The sequence below is a fragment of the Flavobacterium plurextorum genome (assembly GCF_024638035.1).
GTDB classification, from domain to species: domain Bacteria; phylum Bacteroidota; class Bacteroidia; order Flavobacteriales; family Flavobacteriaceae; genus Flavobacterium; species Flavobacterium plurextorum.
This window is the reverse complement of record NZ_CP100442.1, coordinates 2,619,056-2,644,067: the sequence shown is the minus strand read 5'-3', so window position 1 is coordinate 2,644,067 and position 25,012 is coordinate 2,619,056. Positions and strand designations below refer to the sequence as shown.

Sequence of the window (25,012 nt, the reverse complement as noted above, 5' to 3'; positions counted from 1 at the left end):
AAAAAATTAAGATCTACAGTTTAAAAGCATAATTTAAACCATATAAGTCCTATAAGTAATTATAAGTCAAGAGTTTTATAATCTTTTTCCAATGCTGAGAAATCATATAAGCTGCCGTAGTAAAAATCCCAAACAAACATCTTTAAAATGAACTAATATGACTTATATGGTTTAAAATCACATTTCGATTTTTTATAAGAAATGATTGAAATTTATTTTGAATCCAACCGTTATCTTATTACTTTTACCAATCAAATCAATTTTATTATGTCACAAACCGTACTATCTCTTAAAGAAGTCACTATATATCAAGAAGGAAGAAAAATTTTATCTCACATTAATTTAGATGTTCAGCATGGTGAATTTATTTACATCATTGGTAAAACCGGTTCTGGAAAAAGTAGTTTCTTAAAAACTTTATATGCAGATTTACCGCTTACGGAAGGTGAAGGTCACATAGTCGATTTTGATTTGGCTACTTTAAAAGAAAATGATATTCCGTATTTAAGACGTAAAATTGGAATTGTTTTTCAAGATTTCAAATTGCTTCCAGACCGTTCTGTAAAAGACAATATGCTTTTTGTTTTAAGAGCAACCGGCTGGGTTGACAAAGAAGGAATGGAACGCAAAATTGATGAAGTTCTGGATAAAGTGGGCATGAAAGAATATCTTAACAAAATGCCTCACCAACTTTCTGGAGGAGAGCAGCAGCGTGTTGCGATCGCAAGAGCTTTGCTTAACGATCCTGAATTTATTTTAGCCGATGAACCAACAGGAAATCTTGATCCTCAAACGAGTTCAGAAGTTTTAGAAGTACTAAAAACGATTAATGCTAATGGTAAAACTATTATCATGGCGACTCACGATTATGCATTATTGATGAAATTTCCATCTAAAACATTAAAATGTGAAGATGAAAGAATCTTCGAAGTAGTGCAAAGAAACGTGTAAATGCTTTCGATTTTAATTCCGGTTTACAATCAAAATGTTTTATCGCTCGTTAACGAACTCGTAAAGCAATGCAGTTTCTGTGGAATTCATTTTGAAATAATTGCTCAAGATGACGCCTCAAATTCTGTACTAAACAAGGAAAATGAGTCTATAAATTCTTTGCAGAATTCCTCTTTTATTTCTTTAGAAAAAAACATTGGATTAAGCTCTAATCGAAATTTGCTTGTTTCAAAAGCTAAATACGAGAATCTTCTTTTTATTGATGGAGATTCTATTATTATCAACTCCCGTTTTATACAAAATTATCTCGATAACACTTCTTTCGATATCGTTTACGGCGGCAGAATTCATCCTTTGAAAGTCGAATCTAAAGAACAAAAACTAAGATGGAAATATGGACGTTTGATTGAAGATAAAACTGTTTCTCAAAGAAATTCTTCTGTTTTCAAAACTCTGATGTTCAATAATACTTTGATCAAAAAAGATTGTTTTAACACTATACAATTTGATGCTGATTTAACAAAATACGGTCACGAAGACACTCTTTTTGCTTTTCAAGTCAGTAAATCAAACTTTAGTGTAAAACATATTGATAATGCTGTTGAACATGGAGAAATTGACAGCAGTAAAACTTACCTTTCTAAAGTAAAAAACAGTCTGGAAAACCTGATTGTTTTAGATCAAAAAAAACAAATTGATCCTAGTTTTGTAAAAATATTATACGCACACAATCTGCTAAAAAAATATAAACTAAAATTTACTTTAGGCTTGTTTTACAGCGCTTTTAATCGAATTATTTACAAACAATTAAATTCTAACAATCCTTCCTTAACACTGTTGAACGTATTCAAAATAAGTTATATCTGCAGTTTAAAATAAAATCACCACTAATCTAACAATCTACTGGCTGTAATTGTTTTATCTATTCATTTCTTTCGAATCCTAAAACATTTTATTTAAACACATAGGAACATAGATTTTACAGCAAAAAAGTATACAGTAAAGAAATACATTTCTTTCACATAAGCATACTTTGCGTTTTTTAATCAAATGAAATGCTTTTTTTTATAAGAAACTAGAACCTATCCAGATAGCTATCGGGACTATGTGTTTAAATTAACTACCTGAAACAGAAATATAGTTACAAACTTTCCAGCAGTTTCTTCCATTTTTCCATTACCGCATCTATCTCGTAAAGCTTCATAGATTCTTTTGCATTTGAACCTAGTTGTTTTCGTAAATTTTCATTCTCAATCAAAACTGAAATTTTCTCTGCAAACCATTCTATATTTCCGTCAGGAACCAAAAATCCATTTGTTTCATTAGTAATAATAGATCTTGGACCCGCGGGACCATCGTAAGCAATACAAGGCAATCCTAAAGACATTGCTTCAACCAAAGTCATAGAAAAAGCTTCAAATCGAGAAGTTATAACGAAAATAGAAGCTTCTAAATATATACTCTCAATGTTTTTTTGAAAGGGGAAAAAATTAACTCCAGAACTTAATCCTAAACGAACAACCTCTTTCTTCAACGAATCGATTTCATCTGTATAAATATCCAAAACCCAGTCCGAATGCTTTTGATTTATTTTTGACCAAATGGGCAATAATCGGTCTAAACCTTTTTCGTATGAATTTCTGGCAATGGCAATTACTTTTTTGTTTTGTAAAAAAGCTGTTACTTCTGTTTTAATCCAAGACGGATTAGTAATTACAACTGCATTTTTCGCATTCCATTCTTTTAAATTCTCATTTGACAAAACAACAACTTGGGTAAACTTTTGCGCACCAAAATCTTTAAAACGATATTTTATACTTGAAACTAATTTCGACAAGAAACCTGATTTCTGCTGTTTCTCTTCAATAAATTTAGAGCTGTGACATTCTAGAATAATTGGACGTTTTGTACTAATTAAAAAAGGAAAAACAAACGCTTTTAAACCGTTATCAGCAACTAAAATAACATCTGGATTTATTTCCTGTATTTTTCGATTGATTTGTTTCTGATAGGATTTTAAGAACTTAAAAGCACTTCCTTGCAGCGCAATAGAATGAAATACAACTTTAGAATTGAAGTCATAAAAAGGCAATTTGTCCGTTTCATTTTGAGATAAAACATGAATTTCATAATTAAAATGTTCTATAAAATAATTGGCTTTAATGGATAAAACTCTCGCAACACCATCAGCATTTTTTATTTTGGGAACAATATAAAGCAGTTTCATTTTTTAGACTTCAAAAAAGTTTCATAATCCCTAATATAATCCATTTCCTCAAAAACATCTGAAGCTAAAACAAGACAAACTGAACCTGAAGAAAAGTTTTCTAATTCACGCCAAATTCCATTTGGTAAATGCAATCCAACATTTGGTTTATTGAGCAAATAGCTTTTTTTCTCCTTTCCGTCATTTACAATCACTTCAAAACTGCCGCTCAAAGCAATTAAAACCTCGTGCTGATCAACATGCGAATGTCCGCCTCGAAAAGCTGTGCTTGGAACATCAAAAAGATAATAAACCCGCTTGAATTCAAAAGGTAAAATTCCGTTTTGAATAAAAGCCAGATTTCCGCTTAAGTCTTCTACTACAGGAATTTTAATCAATGTTATGTCTTGAATTGTGGTCATATTTTTAGTTCAAATTCATTAAATTCAGCCATTGTTCGCCAATTTTTTCTAATAAAAAAGGGCTCACACTTTTAATTGTATTTTGCTTACAGTGATTATACAAATTCTCATCTGAAACAAACAAATTCATGGCGCTGGCTAATTTTTCCCAATTTTGATTTTCTACTAAAATACCATTTTCAAAAGAAGAAATCATATCTCTGGGACCAAAATCACAATCGAATGAAACAACTGGAGTTCCGCATGCCAAAGCTTCTAAAATAACATTTGGAAAACCTTCATTTTTACTGCTTAGAACTAAGAATTTTGCTTTACTTAGATATTTAAATGGATTGTTCTGAAAACCTAAAAGATGAACAAAATCAGTACTATTATTCTCAAAAATTGCTTTTCTGAGTTTGTTTTCGTTTCCATTTCCAATAATAACCAAATGAATTTTATTTCGAGGCAAATCAGATTCAGCGTAACTCGAAATGAGTTTGTTAAACTGTTTTATTTCATTTTCAAACTGTCCTATTGCAATTATAAAATCAAACTGTAAATCTATCTTTTCATTCTGTTTTTGCTCAATCTCATCAAAGTTTACAGGATTTGCAATTGTTACAACATTTTTTAATTGATGTTTAGTTTCTATCAATGTTTTCATTTCTTCTGTAATGGCAGCATTCGCAAAACAATGATTGTACATTAATCGTGTCAGCCAAGAATTATTGGGCATATAATGATCGATTAAAAAGCTGTGAACCGTAAAAATAGTCTTTGTATTGTAAATAAATCGAGCCAAAATAAGCTCTTGAATAACCTTAGTCCGAAAGCGAAAATCAATAATAAAATCAAATTGATTTTGATTCAAATAATCCCTTAAAACCTTTAATCTTCTGGCTTTATTTAAAAAACCATTGCTTTTATCTTTGAGTAAACCCAGGTTTACCAATTTCCCAGAATAGGGATAGCTAACTTCGTCTAAAACAATAATTAAATCAACTTCAAAACCTTTGCTTTCAAAAAAAACAGATAAGTTCGCCATCACTTTTTCGCTTCCGCCTCCGCTTAAGCGATAACCAATCAGCGCAATTTTCTTTTTTTTGTGAGACAATATCATTCGTGATTTCTTATTTTCGTATCAAATATAACTTTTTAAAATAATATGCCCGATAAATCATTAGTGACTATAATTTGCTTGTGTTATAACCACGAAAGGTTTATTGTCGAGAGCTTAATGTCGGCTGTTAATCAAGATTATCCTTACGTTGAATTAATTATTGTTGATGATTTCAGCACCGATAATTCAAGAAAAGTTATTAAAAACTGGCTTATAAATTATCCTGAGATTTTATTTATTGAAAATGAAACAAATCTAGGAAATACAAAATCGTTTAATAAAGCGCTTCGACATGCAAAAGGTAATTTCATAATTGATTTAGCCTGCGACGATATTTTAGCGACAAATTGCGTTTCGCTACAACTAAAAGCATTCCAAAAAACTCAATACAAAAACCTTGGTGTTGTTTACGGAAATACGGAACTAATTACTGAAAATGGTGAGTTTGACTCTTATTACTTCCCCGTTGATTCGTCAAAAAAAACAATTGAAACTAGAGCAGCCGGCGATATTTATTTAAGTGTTATTTCTGGCGGTAATAGTATTTGTTCCGTTTCATCGATGGTCAAAAAATCTGTTTTTGATGATTTACATGGTTATGATGAAAATCTTGCTTATGAAGATTTAGATCTTTGGATTCGTGCTTCTCGTAAATATGATTTTGATTTTATTGATGCCATTTTGATTCAAAAACGAATTGTGTCAACTTCTCAAGGAACTCATTTTTTCCTTAAAAACGACGAAAGGTCTAGAAAAATAAATCATTCTACTTATTTGATTATCCAAAAGGCAATTTCTTTAAACAGAACCAAAGAAGAACACAAAGCAATTTTAAAACGAATACATTTTGAAATGATTTTGGCATTTAAAACTTCGAATTTCAAATTGTTGTTTCGATATATTTTATTAGAAATAAAACAACGTATCCGAATAATAATTGAACGCTGATTTTACGGATTTACTTCGTAAAGACGGGGATAAATCACTTTTTTTGATAGTAATACATTTAAAAAAATCCGTTTTTATCAGCGTTTTCGCTTTAGCGAATCTGTCCAATCTGTGTCTATTTTTTTTTAGATTGTCAAAAAATCATCTAGTTGTTCTTTTTCTCCTTGCCAATCTCTGGAAATATTTTTTCGGATCAATTTAGCAGGAACACCGCCAATTAAAATATTTTCGCCTAAAGCTGCATATTCTTTTGTACACAAACTATTTGATGCAACAGTACAAAAATCAGGTGTTTGAGTTCCTTTAAGAATCGAAACTCTGTTGCTCATAAAATTATAATTTCCTATGCGAATTGGAGCCGATTTTTTAAACTTTTCACCTGTTTCAGTATCAATTAAATCATGAAAATTAGTATCTATAATCTGCGATTCAGAGCCAAATCTGGCATAATCTCCTAAAACAACTTTTTCGGTACAAATTAATTTTGAACTTGAAGCCATTGAAGCCATATTGCCAAGCTCACAAACGCCGTTTTCACCAACAAATAGAAAATAATCTTTTCCAAATTGAAACTTCCCTTTAAAGAGTAACGTTCCATAAACAGCAATTTCAGCAACTCCTTTATGAACAGAACTCAATTCATAAGGCTGGCCAAAACCTATCATTCCTTTTTGAATTTTTCCATCAAGCTGAATCTCACCTTTTATCGAAGTTAACTTTACAGGTCCATAAAAGAAAACGGGAAGTTTTTTTGCTGTTTTGAAAGGAAATTTCTTGAAATTAAAGTACAGCGTTTTGATCCAGTTTACTTTAGAGAAAAACTTGATTTTTTGGTAAAAAGAATGACATTTTCTATAACTACTCCGAATCATTTCTGTCTTTTTTTCGCTGCACAAATGACGTAAATATTTCGATTAAATTTATCTTTTTATTGATTTGAAACCAACTAAACCAAAAAGAAAGCAAAATCATAATAGATAATAAAGTGTATTTTAAAACTTCACTTTCAATATATCTTAATAAAAATGCAGTAATACAGATTATAAAACACACGAGATAAATTGCATAGAAATCTTTCTGAAAATACAAATCATACCGTTTTTTAGTAATTATTTTTAAGCCTATAAAATGGAATAAAAAATAAAAACAGAAACTAAAACCAAGACCTTCCAAACCATAAAAATAATAGCCTGAAATATTCATCAATAACGACAGTATATTGAATCCAATGGCAGTTTTTACAAACATTTTCGAATCACCTTTGGCAATTAAAACAAATCCCATTGCCCATGAAACGGCACGAAACAACATTCCTAAAATTCCAATGCAAATCATAGGAATTACAGCATCAAATTTTGTGGTATAAATAAGCTGCACAATTACCGAGCTTAAAGTAAGAAACAAAACAATGATTGGCGTAATAAATAAAATTGAAATAAAAGCTTGCTGCTGTACGCTGGTTCTAATTTTATTATTATCTGTATTTACAGCCGCTAATTTTGGAAAATAATCGGTGCTCATAACTGTAAAAATAATTCCAACATAAGAATTCAGTAATGTAAATCCTGCATTGTAAAAACCTACTTGCTCCAATCCACCGGTTTTACCAATATAAATCTGAACTAGATATGTTGACAAAAGCGTTAAAACACTACTTATAGTCAGCATAAAACCAAGTTTTACAATCCATTTTCCTTCTGCGATAACTGCTGTTTTAGGAATTCTTTCTTTCTCTGTTTTTATTTTATTGGAATAGTAAAATGAAAAAATTAAGGCAAATAATGAAGCTATGAAAATGGTTGGAATTATGGCATTAATCCTTAAAAAATAATACAACGGAATAGAAAATAGCAATCCGAATAAATTACCATATAGATTGGCTTTGGCTAAAAATCGGAATTGACGTAAACCTTGCAAAACAGCCAATTGCCCTGAAGATAATTGCTTAAATAGAACGGTTACAGAAAGTAATGCAAACGAATAGGTTTGACTTGGATCGCCAAAAGTAATGATACTTAAGGTTTTTGAAAAAATTAAAGTAAACAGCATTCCAGTAATTCCAGTAATAAAAACAATCTTTTTTACAATTTGAATTGTTTTTGAGACTGTTTTTATATCATCGTTTTTATAATTTTCGGAAATGCTTTTTACCGCGCTGGTTTCAATTCCTAAACTTGAAATACTGTTTAAAACACTTAAAGTTGAATTTAATAAAGCAACAATTCCCATTCCTGCAGGACCAATAAAAACAGCAATTAACTTGGTTCGAATAAGAGAAATTAAAATCAAAAAAAACTGTACTCCTCCAAAAACCGAAGTTGTTTTTAAAATATCATGATATGATTTTTTACTATCAGACACTAATTAATATTGATTAAGTGTTTCGATAATAAAGTCAACTTCTTCCTTTGTCAAAACAGGACTTATTGGCAAACTTAAAACTTCATTATGAATTTTTTCGGTGATAGGAAAAGATAGATTATTCCACTCTAAAAATGCATTTTGTTTGTGCGGCGGCACTGGATAATGAATTACGGTTTGAATATTATTATCTGTTAAATAACGCTGTAAATCAGTTCTATTTTCCGTTCTAACAACAAATAAATGAAACACGTGATTATTAGAATTATCCCAATCGGGCAATATTATTTTATCGTTTTTAATTTGAGACAAATAACGTTTTGCAATTGCTCGTCGTTTACTATTATCAGCATCTAAATTGGGTAATTTTAAATTTAAAAATCCTGCCTGCAATTCATCCAATCTCGAATTTACGCCAATATAATCATTATAGTATTTTTGCTGCGAACCATAATTTCGAAGTGCAAAAAGTACATTTGCCAATTCTGAATCGTTTGTAGTAATTGCACCGCCATCACCTAAACAACCAAGGTTTTTTCCTGGATAAAAGCTGTGCGCTGCGCTTGATTTTAGATTTTTAACTGTTAATTTTTGATTGTTGATTTTATCTTCCTTTATGTTTGGAATTTGGAATTTAGAAGTATTAGAATTTTCAATCGCTCCATGCGATTGTGCAGCATCTTCTATTACTAAAAGATTATTTTGAACAGCAATTTCATTTATTTTCTCCATTTCGGCCAATTGCCCATAGAGATGAACAGCTAAAATGGCTTTTGTCTTTGACGTAATTTTCTCCTGAATCAAATCAGGATTTATGTTGTACGTTTCTAATTTTGGTTCAACTAAAACAGGAACTAAATCTGCTTGTAAAATGGCCAAAATACTGGCAATATAAGTGTTTGCAGGAACAATAACTTCATCGCCTTTTTGCAGTTTGCCAAGTTGTATGTAACCTTTAAAGATTAAGACTAAAGCGTCAAAGCCATTCCCTACTCCAATACAGTATTTTGTTTGGCAATATTCGGCGAAAGCCTTTTCAAAAATTTCAACTTCTTTTCCTAAAATGTACCAGCCATTATCTAGAACCTCTTTCAGTTTTTCCTGAAAAACAGCTTCATAAGGTTCGTTAATTTTTTTTAGATCTAGAAATGGTATCATATTTTGTATTAGCCACGGATTAAAAATTCGCGCAATTAATTCTTAAAAATCTATTTGTAGTAACCCGTTGCACGAAATTTATTTCAACACATAGAAACATAGACTTTGTAATCTCAAAAATAGGTATTTTGCTTATCAAAATACGCATAGAGCTGTCTAATAGAAATTATTTTATCGCAATTTTGTAAAAATCCTGATTATAAACCGTACAGCCTAATTCTTCTTTTTGTTTGAGTAATCCAGCGTGATAACCTGAATCATTATCATCATTTACAATTCCCATATCAAAAAAGTGCTTTCCTTTTCGTTTGTATTTATGAATCAAATTGATGAATAAAAAGTCGAGTGCTCTTACTTCTTCTCCTTTTTTTGAAGTAGCGCCGTATTGTGATTTTACAATATTCTTGGTTTCAAATATTGTAATTCCGGCAATAATTTCATCATTCTGATATACGGAAAACTGTTTTATATTTTGAGGAAATCTGTTTTTCAATAAAACAATTTCTTCTTTTGAATGAACTGGTTTTACATTAAATTTTTCTGATAATCTTGGTTCAAGAATTTCATTCCAAAAAGGCTGAAAATCTTCTTCTTCAACGATATCTAGATCAAGATTTTCAATTCGTCTAAAATGTTTTAGTTTGCTTTTAGAAATTTGTAACGGCAGATTTAGATTTATGGCCAAATTCATTTCCTTACGTTCTAAAACGGCACCTCTTTTAAATAAAAAGAAGTCGATTTCTTGATTTCCGCCTGAAAGATAAAAACTCGGAATTGGTTTATAATAGAAGGTTTCAATACTGTTTTCGTTCAAAAAAAACAAAACAGCATCTAGAATCGACAGTGCTTTTTCTCCGTTTAATTTGGCTGAAAAAACCAAACCTCCGTATGTAAGTCCTTGATGTGAATAAACGGAATTTGATCGTTTGTTTGCAGGCAGAACAGCTCGTAATTTTTCATCTTCAAAAATTAAAAGCGAAAAATCTTCAAAAAGATCTGCGTGATATTCCATAAAATCACGATGAAACAAAAACGTTGCGTTTTTGGCCTGATCGATAAAATCATTCCAAATGTCGTAATCGCTTTTCGTGTATTTTTTTACTATAAGGTTTTTCATTTTTTCTTTTGCCACTCCCGACAGCGATCAGGATTCACGAATGTTCACTAATTTTTTTTCAGTTACACTCAATAAGATCAAAATTATAACTTTTTCATAAGCGTACAACTCATAATCATCAAAGTATAATTTGTGGAAATTAGTGTAATTCGCGGCAGAAATAAATCTTATTTATGATCAAATGCTGGTAAATGCCATTTGTATTTTACTGCCAGTAAACGTACAGAAATAATAACTACAGAGGTTACTAAATACAGCGCATCGTCTGCCAGATTCCATTTTCTTAAAATAAAAAAAACAACTCCGCCAAAAATACAGATCGTTGCATAAATTTCTCTTCTAAAAACGGTTGGAATTTCATTGCATAATATATCACGAAGAACACCGCCAAAACAAGCTGTCATAGTTCCCAGCGCTACGCAAATTACAGGATGCAGACCAATCATAATTCCTTTTTCAAGGCCTATTAAAGTAAAAACACCTAAACCAATTGTATCAAACAAAAACAGAGAGGTTCTAAGTTTATCGAACTTTTTTCTAAAAAGAATAGCTAGAAAAAAACCTAAAATAATCACATATACATATTGCAGATTGAGCATCCAGCCCACCGGAGTTCTGCCTATTAAAACATCGCGCAGGGTTCCGCCTCCAACGGCGGTTACAAAAGCAATAATAAAAACGCCAAACGGATCAAGCCTTTTATGCATTGCCGTTAATGCGCCAGACATTGCAAATGCCATTGTGCCGATAATATCTAATAAATGAAACATTCTTTTTTAAAGTTGCAAAGGTTTAAAAATGCAGAGATACAAAGATTAAACCATTTGCAACTCTATAAGCTGTTATTTTCTTGAGTAAATCGGACTTCTTTTTAGCAAGTACTGCACAGAATCGATCCAGCTGTCTTTTACTGCTAAGAATGGTTTACGTGTTTGCGAATATATTTTTGATGCATTTTTATACATATCAAAATATACAGTGTAATAGTAATATTCTTGCGTATTGGCTGTTGTAGTCGAAATATCGCTGGTTTTTACTTTCTTGTTATTGTCACTTACTTTTGCATTTCCGCTGTTGTAAGTTGTTGCAGTTGTACCAGATCCAATCGTATATGCAACCTTAGCCGCTACAATATTATCAACACCTAGAATTTTTTCAAGATCTTCAATTGGTGTTTCATCAATATTTTTATAATCAATTCCGGCTTTACGAAGCAGACTGTTAGTCGTTCTTAAATCCTGAACGGTTAAAGGAAAAATATTTGATGATTTGTCCAACAATTTATTATAAAGATCGTTTTGTGCAAATTTGGCCATATCTTCAGAACTTTCTTGTGTATCTGAGTTTAAATAAGGAACTGGAAGTACGGCAATTGTATTTTGTTTCATTTCAGAAGAAACAACTGTGGTTGATCTTGTCGATGGAGAACTGCTTGTTGGAGAACTGCTCGTTGGAGTTACATCAAATGTTTGTGAGCGTCCGCTGGCAAAATCAATACGAGCAATTTGTCCAGTATCAAGCGAAATTTGCATTGTTTCTCCCGGCAGAGAATATTCAACTGCTTTATCAGACATCTTACTAATTGTACATTCAATTACCTGATAGTCTCTTTTTATAATTTTATCTAATTTTTTTGTGCCCTGAGCAAAGGCTGCGATTGACACCAAAAACAGTATTGCAACAGCATATACACTTTTAATTTTCATGATTTTATATTTAAATCTTCCTACTCTTTGGCTTTTCGGTTACGCCATTTTTTAAAGAAACTTAGTACTAAGTTCTTTAACAAATTTAAGAAATCATCTAACCCGTTTTGAGCTTAAAAGCATTTTTTTTCTGCGATTTGCGAAGTGTGTTAAAAAATTATACTAAAAATTTGAAAACTATTGTTTTTCTAAACAAACTCTGCAGTATCAAACGACTAATTACAAAAAAAGTAACATTACATATTTTGAGTGTAAAAATTGTAATCTTTTAACACTATTCTAATGAAATCAATATTATTTCCGGATTGATTCTTTATTCCTGTTACATTTTCAATCTTAGCAACTAATTTATAAATCACTTCATGATCGTTTTTTGCCTCGGCTTTTTGATATGTTTCTTTGATAATTCTCATATCATTATCAGATAATTTAATAACCAAAGGATAGGTTGGTACATAAGCGTCTCCAATTTCCTCAAGAATAGTATGACTTATATTGATTTTGTTTTTTAATGTAATTACTGCCGTTCCTGCAGCCATATCACCTAAACGCTGTGCTTTTTTACTAGAAACAACCGCAATTAAACCAACAAGTCCGTAAAAAGATGAAAAATCAATTATTCTAAAAAACCATCTCATTAGGTAATCACCAAATCCTGCTTGGTAACCATCTATTTTAACCACTTTTATTTTGACTAATTTCTTTCCAAAAGACTGGCCTTCAAAAATACTTTCTAAAGTAATAGAGTAAATAATTAAAGGGAAATAAAGCATTAAAAATATGGCTCCTCGTGACCAAGTATCTAAATTATCCATAAGCGGACCAAGGTCAAGCCAATAAAAAACAAGCAGCGAAACAACGATTATGTATGATAATTTAATACCTAAATCTATAAAATAAGCCCCCATTCGCTCGCCTACCGTGGCAGCGATAAAATTTATTCGAACATTTTGTGTCGTGTTAATAGATAATTCTGACATATTTTATATTTTAGCCATCAATGAGAGAAGTTGCATTTATAAAACAAAATAAAGAAAAATGGCTGGAATTTGAGCTAGCTATTTTCGGCAAAGCTAAGAAAAATCCTGACGAATTAGCTAATTTGTACATTCAATTAATGAATGACTTGTCGTATGCGCAAACTTATTACCCTAAAAGTAAGACGGTTGTATACTTAAATCATCTTGCTTCGCAGATTTACCAAAAAATTTACAAAACGAAACGAACAGAAAAAAATAGAATCGTTGAATTTTTCAAAACCGAAGTTCCGCTGCTTTTGTTTGAATACAAGAGATATTTGATGTACGCGTTTATTTTATTTTTTGTGACTGTCGCAATTGGAGTAGTTTCTGCACGATATGACTCCGATTTTGTTCGTTTGATTTTGGGTGATGATTATGTAAATATGTCTCTCGAGAACATCAAAAAAGGAAATCCGATGGCGGTTTACGGATCTGGATCAAACTGGGGAAGTTTTATTGGCATTACGATGAATAATCTTTATGTTGGTGCAAAATGTTATATGTTCGGAATTACCGGCGGTATTGGCACATTTTACATCTTTCTTCAAAATGCAATAATGCTGGGATCTTTTCAGTATTTTTTCTACGATCAAGGCGTATTCTGGAAAAGCGTTCGTGGTATTTGGATTCATGGTTCTATGGAAATTTTTGCAATAGTTATAGAATCTGCTGCAGGATTTATTCTAGGAGCTTCTATCCTATTTCCTAAAACTTTTTCGAGAATGAATTCATTTAAAATTGGTTTCAAAAACAGCTTCAAAATATTCTTGAGCACTTTTCCTTTTACAATCGGTGCTGGATTTTTAGAAGGTTTTATAACAAGATATTCTATCGATATGCCAAATTGGTTAAGCAGTTTTATTATCCTGTTTACATTAGCAATAATTTCATTTTATTATCTGATTTATCCTTTTATCGTTCATAAAAAAGTACAAAAACTATCTGCCAAATCGAATTAATCTACACCAGTAATGAATAAATTTTTATTTATTTTATCTTTTCTTTTTTTCTGCGGCATCGCGCATGCTCAGGATTCTTTGGTGACAGAAGAACCTCCAAAGATTAATTCAGTAAAATATACCGAAGCTGATATTCAAATTGATTCGAGTACTGTAGAAGCAAAAACATTCTCTAAAAATTTCAAAAAGAAATATACAGATCAAAATTTTATCTACGAGCAAAAAGCTCCTGAAAAAAGCTATTGGGAGCGTTTTAAAGATTGGCTTGCCAGTATTTTACGAAGCATCTTCTCTTTCAGCACAACAGAAGCGTCATTAAAATTCACCGTTCTTTTTCTAAGAATCATTGCTATTCTGGTTATTGTTTTAGTGATTTATTTAATTGTTAAAGCCATTATTAATAAAGAAGGTCAATGGATTTTTGGCAAAAACTCACAAAAAAGAACAGTTCATTATTCTGATATTGAAAAAAATATTCATCTTCTTGATTTTGAAAAACTGATAAAAGAAAGCCTTGCTTCGGGCGAAAAACGCACCGCAGTTCGATACTATTATCTTTGGCTTTTAAAAACGATGGCACAGCATAATTATATTGAATGGGATATTGAAAAAACCAATTCAGATTACTTATACGAACTTCAAAAACCAGCTCACAAAGAAGAATTTACCTATTTATCTTATCTCTATAATTATATTTGGTACGGCGAATTTGAAATTAACGATACAACCTTCAATAAGGCTGAAAATCGATTTAAGAATGCTTTAAAAACCTTTAGCTGATGAGTAAAAATATCAAAATTTACATTGGAATTCTGGTTTTTATCTTGATCTTAATTTTAGTTTCAGATTACAATAAACCAAAACCTATTGATTGGAGACCAACTTACTCTGTCAATGACAAAATCCCTTTTGGGTTGTATGTTTTTGACAAAGAAATTGAAGGTATTCTTAAAAAACAAAAAATTGAAAAAATTGCTGATGTCACACCGTATGAATTTTTAGATTCTAAATATGATGAAGACACTTTAGTGCAAACTTATACTGTAAAAGGAACTTTTCTAAATATTTCGGCACAAAACACTATTGACGATCAATCGATTAAAGAGATCATGTATTTTGTCTCGCACGGAAATAATGCTTTTTTAAGCATGACCAATTTTCCAAAACCTTTATTAGACAGTCTTAAAATAGATTACAATTCTGGTTTTCTTCAAACTGAAAATAATTCTGTTTGGATGGCAAATAAAAAACTGAGTTCAAAAATCTACAAATCATCAGGCAATATTGTTGATTACTTTACTAAAATTGACACTTTAAACACTACTGTTTTAGGCTATCAAGGAAATCCAAAAGAGAAAAAAAACATCAACTTTATAAAAGTTGCCTACAAAAGCGGTTATTTCTATCTGCATATGAATCCTGTGGCTTTTACCAATTATAATTTGCTAAAAGAAGATCGATATCGATATACTGAAAATGTATTGTCATATATTCCGAAAGGCAATATTTACTGGTACACAAAAGGGCAGAACAATGAAAATATTTCAGAATCACCGCTTCGTTATATTCTAAGTCAGCCCGCATTAAAATGGGCTTGGTATTTATTTTTAATCGGAATGCTGATTTTTATGATATTCAATGCAAAACGAAAACAGCGTATTGTTCCTATTTTGCAGCCATTAGCAAATTCAACTATTGACTTTACTAAAACAATAGGCAATTTGTACTATCAAGAAGGAGATCACACCAATATTATTGATAAAAAAATCATTTATTTCTTAGAAAAAATTCGAACTGAATATTTAATCGATACCACAAAGCTTGATGATGATTTTGTAAAAAAACTGCATCATAAAACGGGAAAGAACGAAACGGATATTCAAGAACTTATATTTTTAATCAACGAACATCGAAACGGTTATCATGCCAGTATTGAGCAAGATTTAATTAGAATTAATACTGCAATTGAAAAGATTTTAAACTAATATTTTATACCAATTAAATAAAAAACATACACAATCATGGACGATATTAATACTCAAGAAACTGAAATCACCAATGAAAATGTGAATTTTGAAGCCAGAATAAATCTAGCTCCGCTTTTAGAACATGTAAACGCGATTAAGAAAGAACTAGAAACCGTAATTGTTGGCCAGCATAAAATGGTCGATCAGCTTCTAGTTGCCATTTTATCAAACGGTCACGTTTTATTAGAAGGTGTTCCTGGAGTTGCGAAAACAATTACAGCGAAACTACTTTCAAAAACATTAAACATTGGCTTCAGCCGAATTCAGTTTACGCCGGATTTAATGCCTTCCGATATTCTGGGAACTTCTATTTTTAATTTGAAAAGCTCAGAATTTGAATTTAAAAAAGGCCCGATTTTTTCTAATTTAATTCTGATTGACGAGATTAATCGTGCTCCAGCAAAAACTCAGGCCGCTCTTTTTGAAGTTATGGAAGAACGCCAGATTACAATTGATGGTTCTGCTTATCAATTAGAAACTCCGTTTTTAGTAATTGCAACCCAAAATCCAATTGAGCAAGAAGGAACATACCGTTTACCTGAAGCACAATTAGACCGTTTCTTGTTTAAAATCACGATTGATTATCCAAAATTAAACGAAGAAATTTTAATTATCCAGAGAGAACATTTATTACAGGATCATGGCAAATTAGAAGCTATTAAAACTATTCTTTCATCATCTGAAATAAACAATTATCAAGCTTTAGTAAAACAAATTAGAGTAGAGCAAAATTTATTAGAATACATTGCGAGAATTGTAGTTAACACTCGTGAAAATGCCTTTTTATACTTAGGAGCTTCGCCTCGTGCGTCTATTGCGATTTTGAATGCTTCGAAAGGATTTGCTGCTATTCGCGGACGTGATTTTGTTACGCCCGAAGATATTAAAGAAGCGGCAATTCCTGTTTTACAACATCGTGTAATCGTAACTCCAGAGCGTGAAATGGAAGGAATTACAAGCTCTGAAATTATCAAACAAATTATCGAAACAGTAGAGATTCCGAGATAAAATGTTAATGGTGAATTGTAAATGTGAATGAAGAAATATAAAATAACTTTTTTTTCAATTCTGTCCTGCTGAGCGAAGTCGAAGCAAACCTGAAACTTTAAACCTGAAACTAAAAAAACAGTGAATTTTATAAAAAGTCTATACCTGAATAATTTCTTTTTCTATGTGCTTTTGGGCATTATAGGATTATTTGTCTGCGCTTTTATTTTTCCAAATTTATACAATGCCGTATGGTTTGTGTTTTTGATTCTATTCACTTTCTTAGCCCTTGATATTCTAATATTATATCTCACAAAAACTGGAATCGAAGCAGAAAGAATTACACCAGAAAAGCTTTCAAATGGAGATTTAAATCCTATCAATATTCAAATAAAAAACTATTATACCTTTCCTATTTTAGTTAAGATAATTGATGAAATTCCATTTCAATTTCAAGTACGCGATTTTAAAATCGTAAAAAAAATCAAAGCTTCAGATCAAAAAGCAATTGGATACGATTTACGTCCAACCGAACGCGGTGAATATTATTTTGGCTATTTAAACATTTATGTTTCATCTCCTTTACGATTAATTTCCCGCCGATTTTCGTTTGCCAAAGATCAAATGGTTCCAACATATCCGTCGTATATTCAATTGAGAAAATACGATTTATTAGCGTTCTCTAATAATTTATATCAATACGGAATCAAAAAAATACGCCGAATTGGTCATACAATGGAGTTTGAACAAATTAAAGAATATGTTCAAGGCGACGATCTTAGAACCATAAGCTGGAAAGCTACAGCAAAGAAAAACACTTTGATGGTGAACCAATTTCAAGACGAAAAATCACAATCGGTTTACATGGCAATTGATAAAGGGCGCGTAATGCAAATGCCTTTTAATGGATTAAGTTTATTGGATTATGCGATAAATTCGACTTTAGTTTTATCCAATGTAATTCTGAAAAAACAAGATAAAGCGGGTCTTTTCGCTTTCTCTAAAAAAGTAGAAAACAGAGTTTTTGCGGAGAGAAGAGGTTCTCAAATGCAAAAAATACTCGAAACTTTATACAACATTAAAACTGATTTTTTCGAAAGTGATTACAGCAGATTGTATGTCGATATTAAGAAAAACATCAACCAAAGAAGCTTAATCATTCTGTACACCAATTTTGAAACTATGGACGGCTTAAATCGTCAATTACCATACTTAAAAGGAATTGCAAAAAGCCATTTATTGGTAGTTGTCTTTTTTCAGAATACAGAATTAAACGACATCATCAACAAAAAAACGGACACTATTCAAGAAGTTTACGATAAAGTTATTGCCGAAAAATTCATGTTCGAAAAACGCCTTATTGCAAACGAATTAAAGAAATACGGAATCCATTCCGTTTTAACGCAGCCTGAGAATCTGACTTTAGACGCCATTAATAAATATTTGGAAATCAAGGCGCGAGGGATTTTGTAGTAAATGATAAGGTAAATTGATTCAATAAATAGGCAGATGAAAAAAAAATACATTCCTTTTTTATCATTTTTATTACTTTTCCTTGTTGCAACTCCATTTGAATCAGGGCTCACAATTGAAAATCCAGGATGGAACACTGTTATTCCGTCAACATCTTATTTAGAAATAATTGTATGGAGCATACTTTTAGTAATCCTTATAACTTATTGGATAATACTTCAAAAAGGAAAAATAATTTCTTCTAAAATTTTTGCAGTACATTTTATTCTTTGCCTTCCTTTTGTATTTTATGCAAGATTTAATATGTTTATCAGCATGACAACTGCCGAAAATTCAAAAGATATTCTTGAATTCATCACATTACTTGACATTGCTGCTTATGCTTCACTTTTTCTTTTTTTATTAAGTCAAATAATCTTTATTATTTACATTATAAAAAACAAAAGATAATACAAATGTTTATTTTTAAAATCGTGAATATTTCGACCTTTACAATTCAAAAAAACTATACTATGAAAAAACTATTTTTAACCGCATTTGTTTTAATAAGCTTTATAGGCAGCGCACAAAAAACAGAAAACATTATTGTAATCACCACAGACGGCTTTAGATGGCAGGAAGTTTTTAAAGGACTGGATCCTGCAATTGCCAATGATAAAAAATTCAATCAAGGTGACAGCACATATATTTATAAAAATTACGCTGGTGCTGATTATGCTTCGTCTCGCAAAAAAATAATGCCTTTTTTCTGGTCAGAAATTGTTTCGAAAGGACAAATTTATGGCAATCGTGATCTTGGCAACAAAGTCGATGTCGCAAATCCGTATTGGTTCAGTTACCCTGGATACAGCGAAATCATGACTGGAAATGTTGATCTTAAAGTAAATTCTAACAGTTACAAAGCTAATCCGAATGTAAATATTTTAGAGTATTTAAATCAGCAACCAAAAATAAAAGGCAAAACTGCAGCTTTTGGAGCTTGGGATGCTTTTGATAGAATTTTAAACGAAGAACGAAGCGGTTTTCCAGTTATTTCTGCTTTTGATAATGTTGGAGGAAGTAAACCAACGGCAACTCAAAAATTATTGAACGATATGCGTAATAACTCGTACAAACCTTTTAATGAAAGTGAATGTCTAGATGTTTTTACACATTATCAAGCGATGAACGAACTAAAAACCAATAAACCAAAAGTACTTTATGTTGCTTATGGCGAAACAGATGAATGGGCACATCACGGACAATACAAATCATATCTTGACGCTGCCAATCAAGTTGATAAATGGATTAAAGAAATCTGGGATTTTGTACAAAATGATCCACAATACAAAAATAAAACAACCATTTTTATAACAGTCGATCATGGACGAGGCGACAAAATAAAAACGCATTGGACGGATCATGGTTCTGATATCGCTGGTGCATCACAAATTTGGTTTGCAGCGATGGGACCAGAAATTGCTCCAAAAGGTGAAATCAAAACAGAATCTCAAATTTATCAAAAACAGTTTGCTCAAACTATTGCCAAAATTATGGGCTACACTTTTAGCGCAGATCATCCTGTAGATACTGAAGTTAAAGAAGTTTTTAAGAAATAATCTGGTTTTTTAGCCACTCCCGATAGCTATCGAGATTCACGAATTTACACGAATTTTTTACCCGTGATAAGTAAAATTTTAATTCGTGTAAATTCGTGAAATTCGTGGCTATTTTTTTATTTCATCTTACTACTTTGAACCTTTGCAACTTTGAACCTCTTTTAAAAAAAACTCAGTACCTTTGAACCTTTGCAACTTTGAGCCTTTAAAAAAATGAAACAAATTACTTCAGTACAAAATCCGTTTATAAAATCGCTTGTTTTATTACAAGAAAAAGCAAAAGCCCGAAAGCAAACCGGAACATTTTTGATTGAAGGACAACGCGAAATTTCACTTGCTATAAAAGGCGGTTTTGAAATCGAAACGGTTTTATTTTTACCTGAATTAGTTACAGAAAATCAAATTCATGAACTAGTTTCTAAATCGGTTCAATTGATCGAAATCAATAAAGAAGTTTACCAAAAACTAGCGTATCGAGATACAACCGAAGGCATTTTGGCAGTAGCCAAAACCAAATCTTTAAAACTTTCTGATCTAAAATTATCAGACAACCCTTTAATTTTAGTGGCAGAATCTCCTGAAAAACCAGGAAACATTGGTGCACTTTTACGTACTGCAGACGCCGCAAATTTAGACGCCGTATTAATTGCAAATCCAAAAAGCGATTTATACAATCCAAATATAGTACGTTCCAGCGTTGGCTGCTTATTTACCAATCAAATTGCCACAGGAACCACAGAAGAAATTATTGCTTTTTTGAAAGAAAAAAAGATCGATTTTTACTGTGCTACATTACAAAATTCAACTTCTTATCATACCCAAAATTTCACAACTCCAACCGCTTTAGTTGTCGGCACAGAAGCCACAGGACTAACGCAGGACTGGCGTGATGCAGCAACACAAAATATCATTATCCCGATGCAGGGAGAAATAGATAGTATGAATGTTTCTGTAGCCGCCGCGATTTTAATTTTTGAAGCCAAACGCCAAAGAGGATTTAACTAAAAAAACTTTCCATCATGAATTACAAATTATCACTTTTAGCATTATTATTTAGCTTTTCTGTTTCAGCACAAATAACCAATCAAGAAGTAGATGACTTGGTAAATCGCACCATAAAAACTTTTGATGTTCCGGGAATTGCAGTTGCAATCGTAAAAGATGGAAAAGTAGTTTTATCCAAAGGATATGGCGTAAAATCAGTTTTAACACAACAAAAAGTAGATGAAAATACGTTGTTTGGAATTGCTTCAAACAGTAAAGCTTTTACATCTGCGGCATTAGCAATGCTGGTTGACGAAGGTAAAATAAAATGGGACGATAAAGTAATTACTTATCTTCCAGATTTTAAAATGTATGATGATTTTGTAACTCGCGAATTTACAATCCGTGATTTATTAACACACAGAAGCGGACTTGGTCTTGGCGCAGGCGATTTGATGATTTGGCCCGACGGAAGCGATTTTAAAGCTCAAGATATTATTCATAATTTACGATATTTAAAGCCTGTTTCGAGCTTTAGAACAAAATACGATTACGACAATTTAATGTATATAATTGCGGGCGAAATTGTACATGTAGTAAGCAAACAAACTTGGGCTGATTTTGTTGAAGAACGAATCATGAAACCATTAGAAATGACCAATAGTGTCGCATCGGTAAAACGTTTAAAAGACACTACAAACGTAATTACGCCACACGTTCCTATTGGCGGGAAATTAAAAACGATAAAACGTTACGAAAATCAGATTTTTGACGGTGCTGCAGGAATTTATTCGAGTGTAAATGATATGAGTAAATGGGCAATTCTGCAAATCAATAACGGAAAATACGGCGACAATAAACAGTTGTTTTCAGAAAAAGAACATGACGAAATGTGGCAGTTACAAACTATAATTCCAACCAAAACGAGACCTCCTTACAATACTCATTTTAACGGATATGGTTTAGGCTGGTTTTTAAGTGACGTAAAAGGATACAAACAAGTTTCACATACTGGAGGTTTGGAAGGAAATGTTACACAAACTACTCTAATTCCAGAATTAGGATTAGGGATTATTGTTTTAACCAATCAGCAATCTGGAGCAGCATTCAGCGCCATTACAAATACAATTAAAGACAGTTATTTAGGCATAAAATCTGATGATTATGTTACGGTTTACAGTAACCGAATGAAAGCCAGCGAAGAATCTGCAGATAAAGTTACAGACGAAGTTTGGGCTGTTGTTGCAAAAAATAAAAAAGACAAACTAAAAGTTGATTTTTCAAAAATCATTGGCACTTACAAAGACAACTGGTTTGGCGAAATAACGATTACAGAGAAAAAAGGAAAACTGTATTTTGCTTCAAAACGTTCTCCGCAGCTTGCTGGTGAAGTTTTTTTCTATAAAGATGGTAATTATGTTGTAAAATGGAATAATGCCTTTTTTCATGCAGATGCTCATTTGCTTTTCAAATATGATGAAAACGGAAATGTGGTTAACTTAAAAATGCTTCCAATTTCTGATCTGACTGATTTTAGTTACGATTTTCAAGATTTAGATTTTTCTAAAAAGTAGTTTCAAGTTTCAGGTTTCAGGTTTCTCATTGAAAACTTAAGGTATAAACAATCCGCAAAAACTTGAAACTTGAAACTTGAAACAAAATAATTTCATTCCAAAATCAACACTCTATTCCCTTGTGTATATTCTTTTTTTTTCCTATTTTTAGTACTTGAACCATGCCGTTATGATAGAAATAGATACAGAAAAAGAAAACAAAGCGATTGCGCAGGAATACAAAGAATTACTCCGAATTAGTTATCAGACTTTATCGCCCACTGATAAAAAACTGATTAGAAAGGCTTTTGACGTTGCTGTAGATGCTCACAAAGAGCAAAGACGCAAATCTGGAGAAGCGTATATCTTTCATCCTATTGCAGTTGCAAAAATTGTTGCCTCAGAAATTGGTCTGGGAGCAACTTCTATTGCCGCGGCTTTATTACACGATGTGGTCGAAGATACGCCAATGACTGTAGAAGATATTGAGCGATTATTCAATCCAAAAGTAGCACAGTTAGTTGAAGGCTTAACAAAAATTTCATTAGTTCAAAAAGATCTAAATGCGTCGATGCAGGCAGAGAATTTTAGAAAAATGATCTTAACGCTGAATGATGATGTACGTGTTATTTTGATTAAGCTGGCAGATCGTTTGCATAATATGCAGACAATGGATTCGATGGCGGAATACAAACAGACTAAAATCGCCTCGGAAACGCTTTATATTTATGCTCCTCTCGCCCATCGCTTAGGACTTTATAATATTAAAACTAAATTGGAAGATTTAGGTTTAAAATATACAGAACCTGCGGTTTACAATGATATTGTAAGCAAAATTAGAGAAACGAAGGAAGAGCAAGATGCTTACATCAAAGATATTTCGGATGTTTTGAAGAAATCTTTAGATGCTGAGAATGTTGATTACATTATAAAAGGCCGTCCAAAATCAATTTATTCGATTCGTCGAAAAATGCGTGCTCAAAATGTAAGTTTTGATGAAGTTTATGACAAGTTTGCGTTGCGAATTGTTTATAAATCAGATCCGCATGATGAAAAATTTATCGCTTGGAAGATTTACTCGATTGTAACAGATCACTATAGACCAAGTCCAAGTCGTTTACGTGATTGGATTTCGTCGCCAAAATCAACAGGTTACGAAGCACTTCACATTACCGTTATGGGACCAAAAGGCCGCTGGGTCGAAGTTCAGGTACGAAGTGAGCGTATGGATGAAATTGCCGAAAAAGGATATGCAGCACATTACAAATACAAAAACGGTGCAACCGAGGAAAGTGGTTTAGATACTTGGCTGAATTTACTTCGCGAAGCGCTAGAAAATCAGGAAACCAATGCGGTTGATTTTGTTGAGGATTTTAAAATGAATTTATATTCTAAAGAAATCTTCGTGTTTACTCCAAAAGGAGAAATCAAATCACTGCCAAAAGGTGCGACATCGCTTGATTTTGCATTCAGTATTCACTCTGAAATTGGAATTAAAACAAGAGGAACTCGTGTAAACGGCCGTTTAGTTCCTTTAAATCACGAACTTAAAAGCGGTGATCAGGTTGAAGTTATAACTTCAGCAAACCAAAAACCAACGGTAAACTGGCTTGAGTATGTAACAACTTCGCGAGCAAAAAATAAGATTAAAAACGTTCTAAACGAGAACACCAAAAAAATTGCTGAAGAAGGAAAAGAATTACTTACCAGAAAACTAAAACATTTAAAAATTACGCTTAACGAGCAAACTACAAATGAGTTAGTTAACTTTTTTAAATTAAAAACAAGCTTAGATTTATTTTATCGCGTTGGAATTGGCGCTATCGAAAATCAGCAGTTAAAAGATTACGCTGCACAAAAAAGCAATACGTTTATTAATTTCTTTAAAAATAAAATTAAAAGAAATAAAGACACTACCGCTTCAGAGGATATACACAAACCTGTTATCAGCAGTAATTACGACATGTTGGTTTTTGGAACTGAGCATGACAAATTAGATTATAAGCTGTCACAATGCTGCAATCCTATTCCGGGCGACGACGTTTTTGGTTTTGTAACGATCAACGAAGGAATCAAAGTGCATAAAAAAGATTGTCCAAATGCTATTGGAATGCAGTCTAATTATGCTTACCGAATTATGAGCGCCAAATGGATCGATTCTTCTCAAGAAGAATTTAAAGCGATTATTAATATTACAGGAATGGATGTTTTAGGACTTACCAATCAATTGACTCGTGTAATTTCAAACAATATGAGCGTTAATATTCAGAGTATTTCACTGAGTACAGATGCAGGAATTTTTCACGGGCAGATTGCGGTTATTGTTCAAAATAATACTATTTTGAAAAAAATGATCAATGCAATTAAGAAAATTGACGGTGTCGACAAGGTTACGAGAGAGTATAGAACCTAACTTTTTAGGGAAACTATAAGAATTT

23 protein-coding genes are annotated in these 25,012 nt (G+C 31.9%); 13 read left to right on the top strand and 10 right to left on the bottom strand.

Annotated elements, in window-relative coordinates; all coding sequences use genetic code 11:
* The first annotated feature begins 267 nt into the window (after positions 1 to 267).
* On the top strand, positions 268 to 951 hold the full coding sequence (locus NLG42_RS11760; protein WP_089059079.1) for a cell division ATP-binding protein FtsE: 684 nt from the start codon (positions 268 to 270) through the stop codon (positions 949 to 951).
* The gene (locus tag NLG42_RS11755; protein WP_257683897.1) at positions 952 to 1,830 is read left to right on the top strand and encodes a glycosyltransferase family 2 protein; all 879 of its coding nucleotides are present in this window, start codon (positions 952 to 954) and stop codon (positions 1,828 to 1,830) included.
* Positions 1,831 to 2,092: 262 nt separating this feature from the next.
* Here the strand turns inward: NLG42_RS11755 and NLG42_RS11750 are convergent, their stop codons facing one another.
* The 3 genes from NLG42_RS11750 to NLG42_RS11740 are packed head-to-tail and all read right to left on the bottom strand — an operon-like array spanning position 2,093 to position 4,681.
* Complete coding sequence (locus NLG42_RS11750; RefSeq protein WP_257683896.1) at positions 2,093 to 3,178, bottom strand: glycosyltransferase family 4 protein; 1,086 nt, start codon at positions 3,176 to 3,178, stop codon at positions 2,093 to 2,095.
* On the bottom strand, positions 3,175 to 3,579 hold the full coding sequence (locus NLG42_RS11745) for a sugar 3,4-ketoisomerase (RefSeq protein WP_257683895.1): 405 nt from the start codon (positions 3,577 to 3,579) through the stop codon (positions 3,175 to 3,177). The genes NLG42_RS11750 and NLG42_RS11745 overlap by 4 nt, the downstream gene beginning before the upstream one ends.
* A 4-nt stretch (positions 3,580 to 3,583) precedes the next feature.
* Positions 3,584 to 4,681: a glycosyltransferase gene (locus tag NLG42_RS11740; protein WP_257683894.1), complete on the bottom strand. Its 1,098-nt coding sequence runs from the start codon at positions 4,679 to 4,681 to the stop codon at positions 3,584 to 3,586.
* Between the two features lie 45 nt (positions 4,682 to 4,726).
* Between NLG42_RS11740 and NLG42_RS11735 the strand changes: the two genes are divergently transcribed.
* Complete coding sequence (locus NLG42_RS11735) at positions 4,727 to 5,629, top strand: glycosyltransferase family 2 protein (protein WP_257683893.1); 903 nt, start codon at positions 4,727 to 4,729, stop codon at positions 5,627 to 5,629.
* A 125-nt stretch (positions 5,630 to 5,754) separates the two neighbouring features.
* Here NLG42_RS11735 and NLG42_RS11730 read toward each other — a convergent pair whose 3' ends face one another.
* The 7 genes from NLG42_RS11730 to NLG42_RS11700 all read right to left on the bottom strand — a co-directional run bounded on the left by NLG42_RS11730 (position 5,755) and on the right by NLG42_RS11700 (position 12,951).
* Complete coding sequence (locus NLG42_RS11730; RefSeq protein WP_257683892.1) at positions 5,755 to 6,501, bottom strand: acyltransferase; 747 nt, start codon at positions 6,499 to 6,501, stop codon at positions 5,755 to 5,757.
* Positions 6,488 to 7,990 (bottom strand): O-antigen translocase, encoded by a 1,503-nt coding sequence (locus tag NLG42_RS11725; RefSeq protein WP_257683891.1) that lies wholly within the window; start codon positions 7,988 to 7,990, stop codon positions 6,488 to 6,490. Before NLG42_RS11725 ends, NLG42_RS11730 begins: the two co-directional genes overlap by 14 nt.
* A gap of 3 nt (positions 7,991 to 7,993) precedes the next feature.
* The gene (locus NLG42_RS11720; RefSeq protein ID WP_257683890.1) at positions 7,994 to 9,148 is read right to left on the bottom strand and encodes a DegT/DnrJ/EryC1/StrS family aminotransferase; all 1,155 of its coding nucleotides are present in this window, start codon (positions 9,146 to 9,148) and stop codon (positions 7,994 to 7,996) included.
* A 166-nt stretch (positions 9,149 to 9,314) separates the two neighbouring features.
* Complete coding sequence (locus tag NLG42_RS11715) at positions 9,315 to 10,265, bottom strand: FemAB family protein (RefSeq protein ID WP_257683889.1); 951 nt, start codon at positions 10,263 to 10,265, stop codon at positions 9,315 to 9,317.
* Positions 10,266 to 10,432: 167 nt separating this feature from the next.
* Positions 10,433 to 11,035 (bottom strand): trimeric intracellular cation channel family protein, encoded by a 603-nt coding sequence (locus NLG42_RS11710; protein ID WP_089059064.1) that lies wholly within the window; start codon positions 11,033 to 11,035, stop codon positions 10,433 to 10,435.
* Between the two features lie 72 nt (positions 11,036 to 11,107).
* On the bottom strand, positions 11,108 to 11,971 hold the full coding sequence (locus tag NLG42_RS11705) for a hypothetical protein (protein ID WP_257683888.1): 864 nt from the start codon (positions 11,969 to 11,971) through the stop codon (positions 11,108 to 11,110).
* Positions 11,972 to 12,207: 236 nt separating this feature from the next.
* Positions 12,208 to 12,951, bottom strand: coding sequence for an RDD family protein (locus NLG42_RS11700; protein ID WP_089059066.1), 744 nt, complete (start codon positions 12,949 to 12,951; stop codon positions 12,208 to 12,210).
* A gap of 20 nt (positions 12,952 to 12,971) precedes the next feature.
* Between NLG42_RS11700 and NLG42_RS11695 the strand changes: the two genes are divergently transcribed.
* The 10 genes from NLG42_RS11695 (at position 12,972) to NLG42_RS11650 (ending at position 24,987) form a co-directional block, all read left to right on the top strand.
* The gene (locus NLG42_RS11695) at positions 12,972 to 13,952 is read left to right on the top strand and encodes a stage II sporulation protein M (protein ID WP_257683887.1); all 981 of its coding nucleotides are present in this window, start codon (positions 12,972 to 12,974) and stop codon (positions 13,950 to 13,952) included.
* A gap of 12 nt (positions 13,953 to 13,964) precedes the next feature.
* Positions 13,965 to 14,732, top strand: coding sequence for a DUF4129 domain-containing protein (locus NLG42_RS11690; RefSeq protein ID WP_089059068.1), 768 nt, complete (start codon positions 13,965 to 13,967; stop codon positions 14,730 to 14,732).
* On the top strand, positions 14,732 to 15,937 hold the full coding sequence (locus tag NLG42_RS11685; RefSeq protein WP_257683886.1) for a DUF4350 domain-containing protein: 1,206 nt from the start codon (positions 14,732 to 14,734) through the stop codon (positions 15,935 to 15,937). Before NLG42_RS11690 ends, NLG42_RS11685 begins: the two co-directional genes overlap by 1 nt.
* Before the next feature lie 36 nt (positions 15,938 to 15,973).
* Positions 15,974 to 16,987 carry an AAA family ATPase gene (locus NLG42_RS11680; RefSeq protein WP_099719926.1) on the top strand — a complete coding sequence of 338 codons (1,014 nt, stop codon included), beginning with the start codon at positions 15,974 to 15,976 and terminating at the stop codon, positions 16,985 to 16,987.
* A 120-nt stretch (positions 16,988 to 17,107) separates the two neighbouring features.
* Positions 17,108 to 18,439 (top strand): DUF58 domain-containing protein, encoded by a 1,332-nt coding sequence (locus NLG42_RS11675; protein WP_257683885.1) that lies wholly within the window; start codon positions 17,108 to 17,110, stop codon positions 18,437 to 18,439.
* Between the two features lie 36 nt (positions 18,440 to 18,475).
* Entirely contained in the window at positions 18,476 to 18,889 is a 414-nt protein-coding gene (locus tag NLG42_RS11670) for a hypothetical protein (RefSeq protein ID WP_257683884.1), read from the top strand.
* A gap of 62 nt (positions 18,890 to 18,951) precedes the next feature.
* A complete protein-coding gene (locus tag NLG42_RS11665) occupies positions 18,952 to 20,037 on the top strand; it encodes an alkaline phosphatase family protein (RefSeq protein ID WP_257683883.1) in 1,086 nt (361 codons plus the stop codon).
* Between the two features lie 213 nt (positions 20,038 to 20,250).
* Positions 20,251 to 21,042 (top strand): TrmH family RNA methyltransferase, encoded by a 792-nt coding sequence (locus tag NLG42_RS11660; RefSeq protein ID WP_089059073.1) that lies wholly within the window; start codon positions 20,251 to 20,253, stop codon positions 21,040 to 21,042.
* 14 nt (positions 21,043 to 21,056) lie between these two features.
* On the top strand, positions 21,057 to 22,595 hold the full coding sequence (locus tag NLG42_RS11655; RefSeq protein WP_257683882.1) for a serine hydrolase: 1,539 nt from the start codon (positions 21,057 to 21,059) through the stop codon (positions 22,593 to 22,595).
* A gap of 169 nt (positions 22,596 to 22,764) precedes the next feature.
* Positions 22,765 to 24,987, top strand: coding sequence for a RelA/SpoT family protein (locus tag NLG42_RS11650; protein ID WP_089059075.1), 2,223 nt, complete (start codon positions 22,765 to 22,767; stop codon positions 24,985 to 24,987).
* The last annotated feature ends 25 nt before the right edge of the window (positions 24,988 to 25,012 follow it).